This is a genomic window from Corynebacterium sp. HMSC072A02 (genome assembly GCF_001810085.1).
Lineage (GTDB): Bacteria > Actinomycetota > Actinomycetes > Mycobacteriales > Mycobacteriaceae > Corynebacterium > Corynebacterium hesseae.
In genome coordinates this window covers 1-16,015 of sequence record NZ_KV799834.1, presented here as the reverse complement: position 1 = coordinate 16,015, position 16,015 = coordinate 1, and the positions used below count along the sequence as shown (strand labels likewise).

General features: G+C 60.3%; 15 protein-coding genes, 1 tRNA gene, 1 other RNA gene and 1 pseudogene. 15 read left to right on the top strand and 3 right to left on the bottom strand.

The genetic code is table 11. From position 1 onward, the window contains the following. Nucleotides 1-17: 17 nt before the first annotated feature. Genes HMPREF2698_RS04485 through HMPREF2698_RS04475 form a run of 3 tightly spaced genes read left to right on the top strand, consistent with a single transcriptional unit; the run spans nucleotide 18 to nucleotide 2,481 of the window. On the top strand, nucleotides 18-977 hold the full coding sequence (locus HMPREF2698_RS04485) for a hypothetical protein (RefSeq protein WP_070562454.1): 960 nt from the start codon (nucleotides 18-20) through the stop codon (nucleotides 975-977). After that, nucleotides 977-1,987, top strand: coding sequence for a TRAFAC clade GTPase domain-containing protein (locus HMPREF2698_RS04480; protein ID WP_070562451.1), 1,011 nt, complete (start codon nucleotides 977-979; stop codon nucleotides 1,985-1,987). Before HMPREF2698_RS04485 ends, HMPREF2698_RS04480 begins: the two co-directional genes overlap by 1 nt. Continuing rightward, nucleotides 1,984-2,481, top strand: a complete 498-nt coding sequence (locus tag HMPREF2698_RS04475) for a hypothetical protein (RefSeq protein ID WP_070562448.1) — start codon at nucleotides 1,984-1,986, stop codon at nucleotides 2,479-2,481. Before HMPREF2698_RS04480 ends, HMPREF2698_RS04475 begins: the two co-directional genes overlap by 4 nt. 23 nt (nucleotides 2,482-2,504) lie before the next feature. On the opposite strand, the gene HMPREF2698_RS04470 is transcribed toward HMPREF2698_RS04475, so the two are convergent. Beyond that, the gene (locus tag HMPREF2698_RS04470; protein ID WP_070562445.1) at nucleotides 2,505-3,836 is read right to left on the bottom strand and encodes a hypothetical protein; all 1,332 of its coding nucleotides are present in this window, start codon (nucleotides 3,834-3,836) and stop codon (nucleotides 2,505-2,507) included. Nucleotides 3,837-3,894: 58 nt separating this feature from the next. Here HMPREF2698_RS04470 and gluQRS point away from each other — a divergent pair, with 58 nt between their 5' ends. From gluQRS to HMPREF2698_RS13205, 6 genes and pseudogenes are all read left to right on the top strand, one after another. Further along, a complete protein-coding gene (gene gluQRS / locus HMPREF2698_RS04465; RefSeq protein ID WP_070562483.1) occupies nucleotides 3,895-4,827 on the top strand; it encodes a tRNA glutamyl-Q(34) synthetase GluQRS in 933 nt (310 codons plus the stop codon). A 70-nt stretch (nucleotides 4,828-4,897) separates the two neighbouring features. Then, the gene (locus HMPREF2698_RS04460; protein ID WP_070562442.1) at nucleotides 4,898-6,469 is read left to right on the top strand and encodes a cation:proton antiporter; all 1,572 of its coding nucleotides are present in this window, start codon (nucleotides 4,898-4,900) and stop codon (nucleotides 6,467-6,469) included. 48 nt (nucleotides 6,470-6,517) lie between these two features. Then, nucleotides 6,518-6,853, top strand: coding sequence for a hypothetical protein (locus HMPREF2698_RS04455; RefSeq protein WP_070562439.1), 336 nt, complete (start codon nucleotides 6,518-6,520; stop codon nucleotides 6,851-6,853). 281 nt (nucleotides 6,854-7,134) lie between these two features. Next, complete coding sequence (locus tag HMPREF2698_RS04450) at nucleotides 7,135-7,500, top strand: VOC family protein (protein ID WP_070524538.1); 366 nt, start codon at nucleotides 7,135-7,137, stop codon at nucleotides 7,498-7,500. Between the two features lie 216 nt (nucleotides 7,501-7,716). Then, a pseudogene (locus HMPREF2698_RS04445) lies at nucleotides 7,717-8,186 on the top strand (IS256 family transposase); the annotation flags it as partial. Between the two features lie 143 nt (nucleotides 8,187-8,329). Next, nucleotides 8,330-8,572 (top strand): hypothetical protein, encoded by a 243-nt coding sequence (locus HMPREF2698_RS13205; protein WP_128081864.1) that lies wholly within the window; start codon nucleotides 8,330-8,332, stop codon nucleotides 8,570-8,572. Nucleotides 8,573-9,065: 493 nt separating this feature from the next. On the opposite strand, the gene HMPREF2698_RS04440 is transcribed toward HMPREF2698_RS13205, so the two are convergent. Further along, nucleotides 9,066-9,154 (bottom strand) — tRNA-Ser (locus HMPREF2698_RS04440). 167 nt (nucleotides 9,155-9,321) lie between these two features. On the opposite strand from HMPREF2698_RS04440, the gene ffs reads away from it, so the two are divergent. The 6 genes from ffs to recR all read left to right on the top strand — a co-directional run bounded on the left by ffs (nucleotide 9,322) and on the right by recR (nucleotide 15,081). Then, nucleotides 9,322-9,420: signal recognition particle sRNA small type (gene ffs / locus HMPREF2698_RS04435), an RNA gene on the top strand. An 81-nt stretch (nucleotides 9,421-9,501) separates the two neighbouring features. After that, nucleotides 9,502-10,773 (top strand): aspartate aminotransferase type Ic, encoded by a 1,272-nt coding sequence (locus tag HMPREF2698_RS04430; protein WP_070562435.1) that lies wholly within the window; start codon nucleotides 9,502-9,504, stop codon nucleotides 10,771-10,773. Nucleotides 10,774-10,858: 85 nt separating this feature from the next. Beyond that, the gene (locus HMPREF2698_RS04425; RefSeq protein WP_083303786.1) at nucleotides 10,859-11,335 is read left to right on the top strand and encodes a suppressor of fused domain protein; all 477 of its coding nucleotides are present in this window, start codon (nucleotides 10,859-10,861) and stop codon (nucleotides 11,333-11,335) included. A 32-nt stretch (nucleotides 11,336-11,367) separates the two neighbouring features. After that, the gene (locus tag HMPREF2698_RS04420; RefSeq protein WP_070562429.1) at nucleotides 11,368-13,872 is read left to right on the top strand and encodes a DNA polymerase III subunit gamma and tau; all 2,505 of its coding nucleotides are present in this window, start codon (nucleotides 11,368-11,370) and stop codon (nucleotides 13,870-13,872) included. Nucleotides 13,873-13,929: 57 nt separating this feature from the next. Beyond that, nucleotides 13,930-14,310, top strand: coding sequence for a YbaB/EbfC family nucleoid-associated protein (locus tag HMPREF2698_RS04415; RefSeq protein WP_070524027.1), 381 nt, complete (start codon nucleotides 13,930-13,932; stop codon nucleotides 14,308-14,310). Nucleotides 14,311-14,424: 114 nt separating this feature from the next. Then, a complete protein-coding gene (recR, locus tag HMPREF2698_RS04410; protein WP_070524029.1) occupies nucleotides 14,425-15,081 on the top strand; it encodes a recombination mediator RecR in 657 nt (218 codons plus the stop codon). 25 nt (nucleotides 15,082-15,106) lie between these two features. Here recR and HMPREF2698_RS04405 read toward each other — a convergent pair. After that, the coding region (locus tag HMPREF2698_RS04405; protein WP_210386587.1) for a DUF3800 domain-containing protein at nucleotides 15,107-16,015 on the bottom strand (909 nt) is incomplete at its 5' end.

Here is a 16,015-nt window from a genome sequence, read left to right as displayed (position 1 = left end):
AGAAGGGAAGAAACGTCATGGCTAAATACACACTGCGGGACGGAGAGTCCCGCCGCATCGGCTCAGACGGCATCCTGCGCGTTGAAGCCTTCGAGATGGGAACTGGCGGCGCCTCGATGGAGCTGGCGATTATGGGAGAAGGCGTTGATGCCGTGCGCGTCCACGACCTCTCCATCATGGTGCACTCCCTGCCTGAGCGCGCCACCATCGTCGTGCGCCCCAAGCGGAATGGGACCTTCGGCCTGCGCAGCGAGGTCCGCCTGACGGTAAGCAACGCCGGTGATTCGGTGACGTTCCCGCGCGTGCTTATCGACGCCGCCGAGGACTCCGCCGAACGCCTCGCCGAGGTCACCCCGGAATCTGGGAGCTACCTCTTGGAAGCATTCGGCACGACCGAGGGCACCGGAATCACAGATTCCGCCCGCGAGGTGCGCTCCAAGATGCGCCGCGCGGAGCTGGATGTCGCTGGCCTCGATGATGTCACCGTGGTCATCGATGGCTCTGCCTCCATGCAGGTCAACGTCACTCCGAAGATCATTGAAGCGGCCGCCAAGTACATCGATGCGCTCTCCGATGCTTTCCGGCACTTCCGCGCCACTGACGGGCAGGACAGCATCGAGACCCACAAGGTGGATGAGCTCACCCGCTTCATCGCGGGTGTGATTGATAGTGGAGCGGAGCGCGTAGGCCAGCGGCCGTGGCGCTTGCCGACTCTCACCTCCACGTCCTCGCTGGTCATCTACGTCACCGATTCTCCCGTGGCCTCCATGCTGGAGACCCAGGTGCCCACCGTTGTGCTCATCACCAGCGCCATCGGCCGCCAGGAGCTCGAGCTCGCGCGCATCAACGGGACCCCGGCTCATGTGGCCCATGCGGTGATCGACGGAGACGTCGTCAAGCAGCTCGAATCCGGCGCCAACACTGAGCTTTCGGAATTGACTGACCGCGTCACCGCCATGCTGAAGGAGAGGAACTAATGAGCCAGGCACGTTGCCCATGGACCTTTAAACCGCTCGAGGACGGTGTGACGGTGAGCCCTTACACCAACCGGGAGCTGCCGCAGGGATGGACCGACGCCGTGACGCATTGCGTTGCCATGGCGGGCGCGCGTAACTCCGGTAAGTCGCTGTACACCGCGGTGATGATTAAGCAGCTCAAGCAGCTGGCGCACAAACACAACCGCTCCGTGCAAGCGGCGGATGAATCCACCCGCGAGCGCTACGCCGAGGTTTATGAAAAGCCGCTCTTTGAGGAGATGCGGGCCATGGACCCCACGCCGAGCGCGGTGGCTACCGACGCTTACCAGCGCGATCCGCTGATTTTTGAGCTCGGCAAGTGGCCCGATGAGCAGGGCCGTGAGCGCATGAATTACTTGGTCTTCCGCGACGTTGCGGGCGAGGACCTGGAGAACCCGCCGGAGAACGAAGCCGACCGCGAGAATCTTGCGTTCTTCTCCCACGCAGATTTGGTGATCTTCCTCTTTGACCCGCTGCGCGTGCAACAGATTCAGGATTTTATCCATGGGCTGATCCCCAATATTGGTGAGCTCGGTGCGGATTCCTTGCGGGTCCTGGATAACCTACTGGCGTTGCTCGACACGGATACTCCGCCGCCGCTGGCCGTGACCATCTCGAAGTTCGACACGGTGCAGAAGCTGGAACAAGTCGATGACGTGCGCTGGAAGAAGCTCATGGCCAACCGCGGCTCCGCCTTCCGCCGGGATACCGGGTGGAATTTCCGCGATTCGGACCGCTGGATGGTTCACCTCGAAGCCGAATCGCTGTTGCGCTTCCTGGGTGCCAACGACCTCATCAACAAGATCTATTCGGCAGCGCCGAGTGGCGGTAGTTTCTTCGTGACCTCGGCGTTGGGTGAGGCCCCGACGGGCCGCCAGCTAGCCCGCAGCGGCATTGCGCCCTATCGCGTTCTGGATCCCATCCGCTGGTTGCTGAGTCAACGCGGCGTCTTTGCTGAGGATGTGTCATGACCTTCGGCAACCCGCAGTCCCCAGGAACCCCACAGCCAGGCTCGCCTGCTGCACCCGCGCCGGACTATCGCTATGGGCAGGTCAGCGACACCGTCCGCCAGGCCCGCCGCGCGGCCGATATGAAGGCGCAATGGGCCCCGTGGCCGTTGAAGATCGCAGCGGTGCTGGAGGTCTTCATCACGAGCTACACCGTCTACAACATCTGCCGGCTCATTGCCTTTGAAAACAGTCCGGCGGCGGTAACCCGCACGGACCAGCTTTCCACCGAGCTGGGAGTAGCGCTTGGCGCGCTGGTTCTTTTGGTGTGCGTCCTCACCACCTATGTCCTGCACGCGCAGCAGTCCGCGCGGATTGCGCTGACCGTTATCAGCGCCATCGTGGTGCTGCTTATTCCGGCGAGTTCGGTCATGCCCGCGTCCATCGCATCGGCGGTGGTCATTGTGCTGCTGTGGCTGCCGGCGAACCGGCAGTGGTTCGGCGGCCAGGCGCGATGAGGCTAGAACTCGTGCACTGTGGTTTAAGCCTTCTTGCGTAGCTCCTCGAGTGCGCGGACATTGTGGGCCTTTTCAAACAGGTTGTAGGCCAAGAAATACATGCTGCGAGCGAGGTCGGCCTTGCCGGTGGAGGCGTGGCGATCACCTAGGAGCTCGGCGACTTCCGCGAGGGCGTTGTGCTCCGAAGGTGTCGTGGCCTCGGTGTCAGGGTGCCGGTCTAAGAAATTGAGCAGAACCTGGGTGGATTTATACATGTCCTGCGCCTGCGAGCGCAGGCTCTCGGAGTACAGGACGGTCCACTTAGCGGACACGGGCAGGCTCTGGAGCTTGAGCGAATCCACGTAGCGTGAGGCCAGGATGTCATAGGCTTCCTCAGGGGCGCGGTGTTGCACGTCGAGGGTCACGGTCTTGAGGATCGAGCGGAGCTCGCCGTCGAGGTCTCCGTAGCGCTGATACTCGCGGGCAGCAGCGGTGAAGCAGGCCACGCGCTGCTCCATATCCGCAGTTGAGTATTGTGCAGCATCGTTGTAGAAGCGGGCCAGCATCGGTGCCGGGAGCTGCTGGTATTCCTCATCCGCGCGCGCGTTGGACAGGATGGTGAAGGATTGCGCAGCAACGCGCTCGCAGTCGGCGGCAGAGTCTGATGCCCACAGCGCGCCCACGGCGGATTCGAGGATGGTACGGAGGATATCCCCCATCGTGGCCCCTGCGCCGTCGAATTCTCCTGCCGTCACGGCGTCGTTGATAGCCACGAATTCAGCAGCGTGTGCTTTCGCTTCGCCGCTCTTGGCGGATTCTAGGCGCTCTTGGAGCTCGGCCAGCGAGACGCTGTTGCCGAAGTTCGAGGATGGGCTATTGGCGTCGGCTGAAGCATCCACGCTGGCGGGGGCGGACTCGGAGAAGTCCTTGTGGCTTGCTGCGATGCGGGCGGCGGCAATCTCATTCAACGCCGTGTCATCGCCAGCCGCGGCTGCCTTGGCGGCGAACTTCTCTGCTTCCTCGGTGTCGTTGTGATCCATCCATGCGCGGGCGACGCGGGTATAGCCTGCGGCCACCAGCGATGGTTGTCCGGTCAGCGCACCGAGTGCGGCAATGGTGAAGGAATCGTCGACGTTCTTGATGGTGCCGGCGGCCACGCGGAGGGTCTCCCGGGCCTCCAAGTAGAGGGCGGCGGGAACGGCATCTTCCAGGCTGCCTAGGAAAGTATCATCTGCGAGTACTCGGCTAATCTGCTCATCAATGTGGGCGGACTCATCGGTGGGGAGAGAAAGCCCGGGAGCCTGGGCGCGCGCATAGGCGAGCATTTTTTCGGCGTCGGCAGAATCAAGCAGGGGATACGTCGCATCAGAAGCCATGGGGGAGAGTCTAGTAGAGGACTCCGGCGCGCGCGGGGCTCCTCGTAGACTGGTGGCCATGGATTTTCTTAGCCTCGCCGGACGCTACGCCCCGAGCCCGTCCGGTGATCTTCACCTGGGTAACCTGCGCACGGCGTTGCTGGCCTGGCTCTACGCCCGGAGTAGCGGGCGCCGCTTCCTTGTGCGCGTGGAGGACATTGACACGCAGCGCTCCTCGCGGGAGGCGGCGCAGCGCCAGCTGGAGGACCTCGCTGCGCTCGGCCTGGACTGGGACGGGGAAGTCATCTACCAGCAGGATCGCTACGCGGCTTATGAGGAGGCCTTGGCGCAGCTTCCTACCTACGAGTGCTATTGCTCGCGCAAAGATATCCAGGAAGCCTCCCGCGCGCCGCATGCCATCCCTGGGCAGTACCCGGGGACGTGCCGTGCGCTTAGCGACGATCAGCGGGCCGCCAAACGCGCCGAACTCGCCGCTCAGAACCGCGTGCCAGCCATACGCTTGCGTGCCGACGCCTCCTCCTTCACCATCCACGACGCCCTCGCCGGCGAGTACACCGGGGAAGTGGATGACTTCATCCTGCGCCGCGGCGGCCAGCCCCCGGCGGATCCGAACCGGGGCATGGACTGGGCCTATAACCTGGCGGTTGTTGTCGACGATGCCTTCCAAGGCGTCGATCAGATCGTGCGCGGCGATGACTTGCTGTCTTCTGCCCCGCGTCAGGCATACTTGGCGCACAAGCTGGGCTATCCGGAGCCGGAGTTCGTTCACGTGCCGCTCGTGCTCAACGCTGAGGGTGTGCGTTTGTCCAAGCGCGATGGGGCGGTGACCCTGCGTCAGCTGCTCGAGGGGCACGATAGGGATGCGGGGGACGTCGTCAAGCTCTTGGCCCACTCCTTAGGGTATGAGGCCTCTTCCGTACAGGAGCTGTGCCAACAGTTTCAGCCGGAGAAGCTATCGCGGGAGGCCTTCGTCTGGGATGGCGCTGTGTAACTGCTCTCCCTCGCCGGCCGCACAACGGTAGTCTGAGAACAGAAAAACTTAAACGGGGAAAGAAGCGCGTATGGAAGTTTTATTTGTCCTTATTGGCCTGATGCTGTTGACCGTCATTGTCATGGCGGTGGGGGACAAGATCGGGCTTCCCTGGCCAGCGCTTCTGACCATCCTCACGGCGGTGGCGGTTTCGGTATACGCCACTTTTTCGAATGGCACATTCGAGTTCGCCGTACCCGCCGACCTCATTCTTCCGATCTTCTTGCCGCCATTGCTGTGGGCGCTGGCAAGGAGAACATCGTGGGGTGTTATTCGTGAGCAGTGGATGACCATCCTGGCTCTGTCCGTGCTGCTCGTGGTGGCTACGACCCTTGCGGTGGGATTCACCGCTCGCGCATTCATGCCAGGCTTGGGGCTAGCTGCCGCCATCCTTATCGGCGCCGCGATTGCCCCGCCGGATCCGGTGGCCGTCGAGGCCGTGGCAGAACCTGCCGGTATCCCGCGACGCATCATTTCCGTGCTGCAGACCGAAGGCCTGTTCAATGATGCCGCGTCTATTGTGGCCTTCCACCTCGCCTTGGAAGCCGTGACGAGTTCGGGTGAGATGCACGCCGGGGAGGCGGTGACGCGGTTCCTCTACTCCGCGGCTGTAGCCGCCATCCTCGGGCTCGTCGTGGGGCGCGTGTCTTCGTGGTTCGTCGGCGCGGTTCACGAGGTTGTCGCTCGCAATGCCTTGACGTGGGTGATTCCTTTTGCCGTGTACATCGCCGCGGAGGAACTCGGTGCCTCCGGTGTCATCGCGGTGGTGATTGCCGCGGTGGAACTGCACTCCCGCGCACCGATTCAAGCGGAGGACCGCCTCTCCGGCCAGTCATTCTGGGAGACCGTCGAGCTGCTTTTCACGGGCGTGGCTTTCGGCCTCATCGGCCTGACCGTGTTCAGCGCCATCGACGCCGCGGGTGCGGACCTCTGGCACGCGGTCATCATCGGCGTCATCCTGTCCGTTGTTGCCTTCCTCGTGCGCTTGGTGTGGATGTACGCCTTCTATCTCATTAATAGGCGCCGCGGGAAGCCACGCCTGGCGCCGCTGCGCCTGCAAGAAGTGCTGCTTATGACGTGGTCCGGCATGCGCGGTTTGGTGACTCTTGCGCTGGTTCTGTCTGTTCCAAGTGGATTGAGCTTCTACAACGAGTTGACCGTTATCGCCCTCGTGGTGCTGCTCATGACCATGGTGATTCCCGGCCTGTTGCTGCCGTGGCTTATGCGTCAGCTCGACCTCACTACGTATTCGCAGGCAGCCACGGATAAGATGCGCGCGACCATTACCTCCCGCGCGCGTAAAGCCGGCATTGCTGCGATGCGCGCGAAGTATGAGGAACTGGACCCCGACACTGCGGCAAATATCGCCCAGTGGTTTGAGGATCGCCTCGGTGAGGACGAGGACGGTGAGGACGCTACAACTCGTCTGCGCATGGCCATCGAGGCCCGTGAGGTGGCCCTCGCGGCACGGCGAACAGCCCTCGCCGGCGCCCAACAAGAGTTGCTGCGCCTGCGCCGCGATAGGGAATTCAACCCGATGATTGTGGACGAAGTGCTTGCCGACGTCGACCGGATGTCCCTCGGCGCAAAGAAACACAGTTGAGGGGAGTGCTGATCCGTGACTAAGAATGAGGGCGAGAGGAGCGAATCAATGGACGCCTATGAGTACGCCCAGCTGGAAGACGGCCTGGATTACCTCTACGACTTCTTCGACGCTGACTTGGAGGAGCGCGTGCGCGCCGGGCGTGAGCTTCTGCCAGAAGGCATGGAAGCCATCTTGGGCGACCACACCCTGGAAGACTACGTCTGGTTGTGGATCAAAGAACCTGGCCCCCGCGGCTTCCGTCAGTTCTTGCGCGATGGCGGCTATGGCGAGGACGAGGTGAAAGAGGCTTTCCTGCTCGCCCGCACGGAATGGGGAATGAACACCCCGCCGCACGTGGAGTGGCTCAAGGACGACGGTTTCGCGGCCCCCGAGTTCGATTAGGGGTGTGCAGCTGTGGTCGCTCGGTGGGGCGCCCAGCTCGAGTGCCCAGCCGCAAAGGAACCAAAGTACTGACGCCTTATGCAAAACTCCGCATGCAATCACCTGGGGTTTTCCATCCTAGGCCCCGCAAATGGTGCCTTTGCTTTGGTTCCTTTGCTTGAAGGCTTCAAGCCACCGCATGAAGAATCCAATAGCCTCGATTTCTAATACCGCACAGGTGTAAAGGGTATTTGGAATAATCGCAACTAATCTTTGGCCCAGCGAGAAAGGTTATGCCAATCATGCGATTCGATCATTTGACCATCTTGACCCGCAATATCGAAGCCTCATGGGAGTTCTACCATCAACTTCCAAACTCCGAAGCAAAGCCATTGTCTGCTGAAGAAGGATATTTTGAAGTGTCGTTTGATGGCAGCGTAATTGGCGTATTCGATTCTTCAGTTTTTGCTTCAGCCACTAACACTAGTCCGGCAACCCCCGGCGGAGCAGTAATCCAATTCTCTGTCGAGGACGTCGACGAGTATTGGGGTCAACTTCCAGATTCCTATCGCGAGGCTTCTGCCTCACCCAAGAAAATGCCATGGGGTTCTTATTCCGCCTACATTTCGGATCCAGACGGAAACATTCTGGAGTTCTATACGTGGTGAAATCAGTTTGCTGCTTCGCAGAAATCGGCTTCTGAGAATTAACGGCTTAAGGGACTTTTCGTGTGGATAAACCGATACGGATTCCCAAGGCAGCCTGGGATAATACGGTGATCTTGATTTTGAATCGGTTCCAACAGCCTGATCGGTGAAATCGACATCGGATAGCCATAGACCTGTGGTGGGAGGACTGCTGCTGGTGCGGTAATGCCAATTCATATGGCTAATAGGAATCGGCTGTCGTGCGATATGTGCGGCCACTTTCTGGTTAAGAACAACAAAACTGCGGCAGGACCCCAAGGCCGGCTATGCCCTCAGTGCAACGTTTTCATCGATTAACACCCGCGCACACCAGTGAGATTCGGCATTTTAAAATCTTTATTGACTGGGTCCTTTCTGGGGAATCCGCAGACCACTTGGCCAAACGCCTTGGGATAACAAGGCGGACTTTGACCCGGTGGTTTAAGCTGCTGTGGTTTATCATCGTGCCAACAGCAGCAGATCCCTATCGTGTCTATGACCAGGTCTTTATCGACGGCACCTACTTTCACAAGAAATGCCTGCTGGTAGCCTGCACCGAAACGCACGTCATCGCCCGACATTGGTGCCTGCGTGAAAGCTCAAACGAGTACCTGAAACTGCTCGACAAAATCGCGGAATCGTACATCGTTACCACCGACGGGTCGGGGGAGTGAACCTTTGCTGATCGGTGGTTGGGTTCCACAGTGCCGACTAATGGCACACACCTATTTTCTCTTTCATGCCCTCTTCAAGCCATAGAACCCGAGAAGAGTATACGAAAGTTCCAAATTTAGGTGGGGGGGGATCAATTGTGAGTAAAGAATTGTTATTCTCGTGGGGATTCCTGCCTTCGGGCGATGACGGAAGTTGTAAGGAAGATGCGGAAATGAAACTATTTAAAGTCTTTACCCTTGTCATTCTCATTGCAGGCGCTTTGTTGTGTATAGCGGGCTTATTTTGGGAAACTCGGCTTACTAATCTTGGGCTTCCTATGGCCCTTCTAGGAATAGCTCTTTCAGTTGCCGCATCAGCTAAAAGGAGAAGTAAAGAGTAATAGGGATATGCTCAGTCTAGGTTTTGTCATATAGAAGGACGCCGACTCATTGAAGGCTGAGGTAGCGCCTTGCCGGTTGTTGTCTGTCAGCTCAAGCACGTAGAAGCCCCTAGCGGCAAGGCGTAGGCGATTTCGGAAGAGATACCATGCGACAGCACGGTCGACATGATCACAAATGTTCCACCCATTCCTGGCTACCTCTTAGCCAAACAGCTCATGGGATATCTCGCTGTCCGCAGTCGTATCGACAATAGTCGCCTACGACTGCGGGAAACTCGGCCTACGTGGTTAAGAAGAAGACCTCGAGTTCGTTGTCATGCAGCTCAACAACAGACCACGCGCAACCCTAGGATCTGCAATACCAGCCGAAGAAATGGCCGAACTCCAAGGCTATGCCAACGAAATCTAAAACCGTGTTTCCACGACCGCTAGAATCGGCCACCTGCGCATGAAGAAAAGTCCCCTGGATGATGACATCCAGGGGACTTTCCAATGGCGGAGGATAGGGGATTTGAACCCCTGAGGGATGTGACTCCCGCACGCGTTCCAGGCGTGTGACATAGGCCGCTAGTCGAATCCTCCGTTGGAAAACATTACATGAGCCCCCTAATGAAGCAAAATCGCCAGGTCAGGGCGAAAAACTTAAGAATTTAGTGGCTTGAGGTGGGGAGTGCACTTGAAAGCGGAGTGGGGAGCTGGGTGGCGGGGGAGCGGTTTGGCGTCGGCAAGCAAGGCGCGCTAGGCTAGACCGCAGGATTCCGCGTGGCGTCCATCCTCTGAACTCCCCCAGGGCAGGAATGCAGCAAGGGTCAGGAGGCTCTGGCGGGTGCGCGGGGTCCCCTTTTTGTATGTATGCCTTCACACGGGGGATGTGACGGGGCGTTAGTATGGTTGCCATATGCCCGCACTACGTCCCGGAAGGAAGACGGATGTCTCTTCTTAATCTTGAAAAGTCCGAGCTTGATGAGCTTGCCGCGCAGGTGCGCAAGGACTACGAGGCCCTCAAGGCTGAGGGTTTGGATCTTGACTTGACCCGAGGAAAGCCGTCCAAGGCTCAGCTTGATCTGTCCAATGATCTGCTCGTCCTGCCGGGCCGCGGCCACTACACCGATGCCGCAGGCAATGACCTGCGCAACTACGGCAACCAGAAGGGCATCAAGGAGCTGCGCGACCTGTGGGGCAAGCTCACCAACATGGACCCAGAGCTCCTCGTCGCGGCGGATTCTTCCTCCCTGAACATCATGTATGACCTCATCCTGTGGGCCTACACCTTTGGCACCAACAGCTCTGAGAAGCCGTGGTCCAAGGAAGAGACCGTCAAGTGGATCTGCCCCACCCCGGGTTATGACCGCCACTTCGCCATCACGGAATCCTTCGGCTTCGAGCTGGTTACGGTACCGATGGAAGAAGATGGCCCGGACATCGAAGCAGTCGAGGAGCTGGCCAAGGACCCGCAGGTTAAGGGCATGTGGGTTGTGCCGATGTTCTCCAACCCCACGGGTGCCGTCATCTCGGAAGAGAAGACCCGCCGCCTCGCTGCGATGGAGACCGGCGCACCGGACTTCCGCATCGTGTGGGACAACGCTTATGCCGTGCACACGCTGACCGAGGACTTCCCGGAGGTTCTGCCGATTCTGGAGATTGCGGAACAGGAAGGAAACCCGGACCGCTTCTGGGCTATGTCCTCGTCGTCGAAGATCACCTTCGCTGGCTCCGGAGTGAGCTTCTTCGGTTCCTCCGAAGACAACCTCGAGTGGTACCTGGAGCACGCCGGTATCCGCGGCATTGGCCCGAACAAGATCAACCAGCTTGCGCACTACGAGTTCTTCGGTTCCGCCGAGGGCGTGCGCGCGGTTATGCGCCGCCACGCTGCGCTGCTGGCGCCGAAGTTCGAGGCGGTTCTTCGCATCCTGGATAAGAACCTCACCCACCATGAGATTGCGGACTGGACCCACCCCAAGGGCGGCTACTTCATCTCCCTCAACGTGATGGAGGGCACCGCCACCCGCGTGTGGGAGCTGGCCCGTGACGCCGGCATTCTCCTGACCCAGGCTGGTTCGGCGTACCCATACGGCGAGGACGCCAAGGACCACAACATTCGCTTGGCACCGTCCCTGCCGCCGCAGGAAGAAGTCGAGGCAGCAATGGATGGCGTGGCCACCTGCGTGCTGCTCGCCGCACTAGAGAAGCTGGGGGCATAAGGCAATCAACTCCGACGAGACGGCCTACTGGCTCGACCAGATCATCCCGGCTGACCTCGAGTTCAAAAATGTCGAGGGGCAGCGCTTGGGCTTAGCCTCGCTGGAGGGTGAGCAATCCCTCGCGGTCACGTGTGGCTTTGCTGACGTCGATACCGGGCTGGCGCATGCCGAGCAGGGGATCGATGTGCGCTGCGAACTGCTCACCGTTGCACGCACCGGCCAATCGGAGGTTGCCGCTGCGGTGAGCGCGGCAGCGGCATTGCTTAAACAAGCCGCAGGGCTGCTGCCCGCGCAGCCGGGCTTGCTCTTGCCCAAGCTTTTTGCGGAGGATGACGAGCGCTTCGCTCATTTCAGCGTGCGCCATGGCATGCTCATCGCCCCATACTTGTGGGGCGGACAGACCCCGCAGCTGGCGGAAAAGGAGCGCCTGACGCTGGTGTGCCAATTGCTCATGCTAAGCGACGCCGAGTATGCCTACGCCGTTGAGGAAGGCGTGCCGGCGCTGCAACAAGCGGTGGCTGAACAAGGCATCGATCTGCTGGATTGGAAGCGCTCAGAGTGATGTGTCGGGTTGAGACGCTACACTGACTAACCGTGGCTCTTTACCGGAAATATCGTCCAGCAACCTTCGCGGAAGTGGTAGGCCAAGAGCAGGTCACCACGCCTTTATCCGCCGCCCTCGATGCGGGGCGCATTAACCATGCGTACCTCTTTTCCGGCCCGCGTGGCTGCGGAAAGACGTCGTCGGCGCGCATCATGGCCCGCTCGCTGAATTGTGAGCAGGGGCCAACCTCAACGCCGTGCGGTGTGTGCGATTCGTGTGTCTCGCTGGCCCCGGGTGGTCCGGGCAACCTCGACGTCACGGAGCTCGACGCCGCCTCCCACAACGGTGTGGAGGATATGCGCGAGTTGCGTGACCGCGCCTACTACGCGCCGGCGGAGTCGCGCTACCGCATCTTCATCATCGATGAGGCCCACATGATTTCTGCCTCCGGTGCGAATGCCTTGCTCAAGGTTGTCGAGGAGCCGCCGGAGCACGTCATCTTCATCTTCGCCACGACGGAGCCGGAGAAGATCATCGGCACCATCCGCTCGCGTACCCACCACTATCCCTTCCGTCTGCTGACCCCGCCGGCGATGAAGGGGCTGCTGGAGCGCACCGTGGCCTCGGAGAACGTCCACGTGGATGACACCGTGTACCCCATGGTCATCCAGGCTGGCGGGGGTTCGCCGCGTGATACCTTGTCCATCCTTGACCAGCTGTTGGCGGGTGCGGGCCCCGATGGCTTGACCTACGAGGTAGCCCGCCCGCTTCTGGGTGTCACGGACGTGGGGTTGCTGGATAATACGGTGGATGCCCTGGCTAGTCAGGACAAGGCGGGGCTTTTCCGGCTTGTCGACGATGTCATTGAAGCCGGCCACGAACCTCGCCGTTTTGCCATCGACCTGTTGGATCGCTTGCGGGATCTGATGATCCTGCAAGCCGTGCCCTCCGCATTGGAGGAAGGTTTGGTCTCGGCGCCGACTGATCGCGGGGAAGTCCTTACCGCCCAGGCGCAGCGTTTCTCCGGTCCGCAGCTGGCCTACCTGGCGGAAACCGTCAACGAGCGCGTGTCCTCCCTGCGAGGTGCGACGTCCCCGCGCCTACTTCTAGAAATCCTCTGTGCCCACTTGATCGTTGGCTCCGCCCCCGCGGCGGCAGCTGCCGGTCAGGTACCCAGTGCCTTGCCGCAAGGTGCGGGGGCACAGCCTTCCGCACCCGCGGGGCAGGGCTCCGCGCCTGCGCAGCGCCAGCCATCTGCGGTCGCCAGCGCACAGGATCCGGCGGCCGCTGCCGCGGCCATCATCGCGCAGCGTCGCAGCCGTCAGGCAGCGAAGCAGGAGGCCCAGCAACAGCAACCACAGCAGGCCGAGCGGCCCCAAGAACCAGCCCAGCCTCAAGAGGCGCAGCAACAGGCGCCGCAGCAACAGGAGGTTCAGGAGCAGCAACCTTCAGCCCCCGAGGCCTCGCAGTCTCAGGCGCCGGAGCGTCCTGCACAACCGGAAGTGCAGCCTGAGCCGCAGCAGGAGCAGCCGGAACAGCCGCAGCCATCGGAACAGCCTGAACAACAGGAACAGCAACCTGAGCCTGAGCAGCCCCAGGACCTTGCCGCGGAGATTCGCGGGCGGTGGTCTGATCTGCGCGCCACGATTGGGCGGCGTAATAAGGTCGCTGAAATCATGCTCGCCGAAGCCCGTGTCCTCGGCGTGCGGGATGAGACTCTCGTCCTTGGACACACCACGGGCGCGTTAGCTGAACGCATCAATTCACCAGGCACCAATGAGGTCATCGTGACCGTCCTCAAGGAAGAGCTCAGCCGAGAACTGAAGGTCACGTGTGTTATCGGTACCGACCCGAAGGCACACGGTTTCACGGTGCCAGAGCCCACCCAGCGCACCCAGTGGAACCCCAACCAACCGCAACGTGAGGCCTCCGAGCCCGACGAGGAGGCAGAGAGTCCGGCAGCGAAGGAACCCAATAACGCCAGCGATGATCCATGGGGCGCGCCGCGCCAAATCGGGCAGCAGGCTCCGTCGTCTGAAACGACGAGGGAGCAACCTCAGCCCCAGCACGGTGTGCGCGAGAAGGCAGACTCGCGCCCGCCGGCAGAACCACAGCGGTCGGAGGCCGCCCCGCGCGGGGCGGCGGTGCCCCCAAAGAGGGAGGCCCGTGGCAGCCAATGGCGATCACGCATCGCGCAGGCGACCCAGGTCGCGGCCCAACGCGATGAAGAGTTTTCCAAGGTTCCCAAGTTCGGCAACGGCGTTCCGCTGCCGCCGGAGCCGGGTCCGGACGAAGGCGAGTTCGAGGCCCCACCGGAGGAGTACGGTCCACCGGCGGGGGCGAATGGAGCGTCGGAAAGCGCAGGCCACACGTCTGTTTCGCCGCAGCAATCAGCTCCCCAGCATGCGCCCGCACCGCAGCCGGAGTACACCCGCGCGGATGAGGAGCGCGAGATGATGGAGGCCGCGCAGAGCGCCGGAGAGATGGACCACCGCAACGCCACGGAGGTCGCCATGGAGCTCCTCGCGCAGGAGTTGGGAGCGCGGCGGCTGTAGCGCGGCATCTGTACACTTGGCGCGTAGTGAAAATAACCGCACGAAAGGACTTTTAGCATGACTGAGAACGATCCGATGCAGCAGGCAAATGACATGAACGAGATCCTGGCGCAGGCCGCTCGCGTCCAGGCTGAACTAGAAAAGGCACAGAAGGAAATCCTGGCCGCCACCGTCGAAGGCAGCGCAGGCAATGGCCTGGTGAAGGTCACCATGACCGGTGGCGCTGAGCTGCAGAGCATTTCCATTGATAAGTCTGTGGTGGACCCGGAGGACATCGATACCCTCCAGGACCTCATCGTCGGCGCCTTCAAGGAGGCTCACGCCGCAGCCGGCCGCTTGGCACAGGAGAAGATTGGCCCGCTGTCCCAGGGCATGGGCCAGTCCCAGCAAAACTATGATGGTCCGTCCATCCAGGATGTCTTCGGCGGTAACCAGTAAGCCGCGCGTTAGACTTAAAGGCCGTTGTTGCTCTCTTCGCGGAGGGCGGCGCGGCCTTTTATTGTGTCTCCGGCCGTCAAGGTCGTGGGGATTGTTAAGTGAGGGGAGCATTGCGTGTTTGAAGGACCACTGCAGGATCTCATCGATGAGTTCTCGCGCCTGCCGGGGATTGGCCCGAAGTCAGCGCAACGCATCGCCTTCCACGTTCTGCATCAAGACCCGGAGGAGATCGATCGCCTTCAGAAGGCACTGGGAGCGGTGCGTGATGGTGTGACTTTCTGCCGCATCTGCTGCAATATTTCCCGCGAGGAAGTCTGCCGCATTTGTGTGAACTCGCAGCGCGATGCTTCTACTATCTGCGTGGTGGAAGAGCCCAAGGATATCCAGGTCATCGAGCGCACCGGCGAATATAACGGCCGCTACCACGTACTGGGCGGCGCGCTCGACCCGCTGGCCAACGTGGGCCCGAAAGACCTCAACATCTCGCAACTGCTGCAGCGCCTCGGCGGCGTACTACCGGACCGAGAGCTTGCGGATTCCACCCCGGAAGAGCCGCTTTACGACGATTCCCCGGACATCACCGAGGTCATCCTCGCCACCGATCCCAACACAGAAGGCGAGGCCACCGCGGCCTACCTCGTGCGCCTGCTACGAGATTTCCCGGGACTGAAGATCACGCGCCTGGCCTCCGGCATGCCGCTGGGAGGCGACCTTGAGTTTGTCGATGAGCTGACGCTTTCGCGTGCGTTGAGCGGCCGCCTGACTGTTTAATCGCGAAGTTTCAGAAAACAGAGAATTAACCGTTGAACTTTTTCTCCTGAGCTTCCATATCGGTAGGACTCATGGGGATTTCGGTTGTGGAATAACAACTTCGGTAGCTGCCAAGATGATTCGCATAAACGTCCCGACCTGTCCCCGCAGCGCGAATCTTGCTGTGGGGACTACTTGCATGGGCTAGTCTGTTCCCGAAGTACTTGATTGCCCAGTCGAACTCTTTGAAATCTGGGTCATATTTGTAGGCTGAAATTCTTCCAAGAAGTGCGCAAATCCAATCTGCGCACTGAACTGTTTGATAGAGATGGCTTTCTACTTCAAACGGTGGTTCAAGAAGTTTGTCTGCATCTTGGTGGGAGAACATAAAAGCGGCGCTAGAAGCGAAGATCTCCATGCGCTCTTTTGGGCCCTGTTTGTCGAGCACCATTAGGTGACGTTGGTTTTCAGCAAGCGACCAATTGACACGCTGAATAAGTTGTTTCATTGCGTGGTCATAACGTGAGCGTTCGTCTTCGCCAGTTTCTTCGTTGGTGCCACGTGGCTTTTCTTGGCCGTAGAAAATGACTTGTGCGTCGAGTTGCTCAAGCTTGTTGAGTATGCGGTTTATGATGTTTCGGACCTCACGGTATTTCTTGACGTTTTGGGTCGTCAGAAGTGCGGCCCCTTTCTTTTCCCAGCGTTCTACCGGGCGGCCTTTCGCGATGACCTTAGCATCAATTTCGGCTTTGAGTCCGCGTTCTTTAATTCTGCGAAATGCGCCTGAGAGATGCCGAATATTGTCGGCTGGAATAATGAACCCGCCGATTCCAAAGACGGGGTGAGTTTTATAATTCGGATCGGTGCGGGAGACGTAGGCCCCGTTATGTCCAAATTCGTCAAAATACCCGATGTACATCTGGCCTAAACGACAGGATGTGTTGGTGAGGTTGGG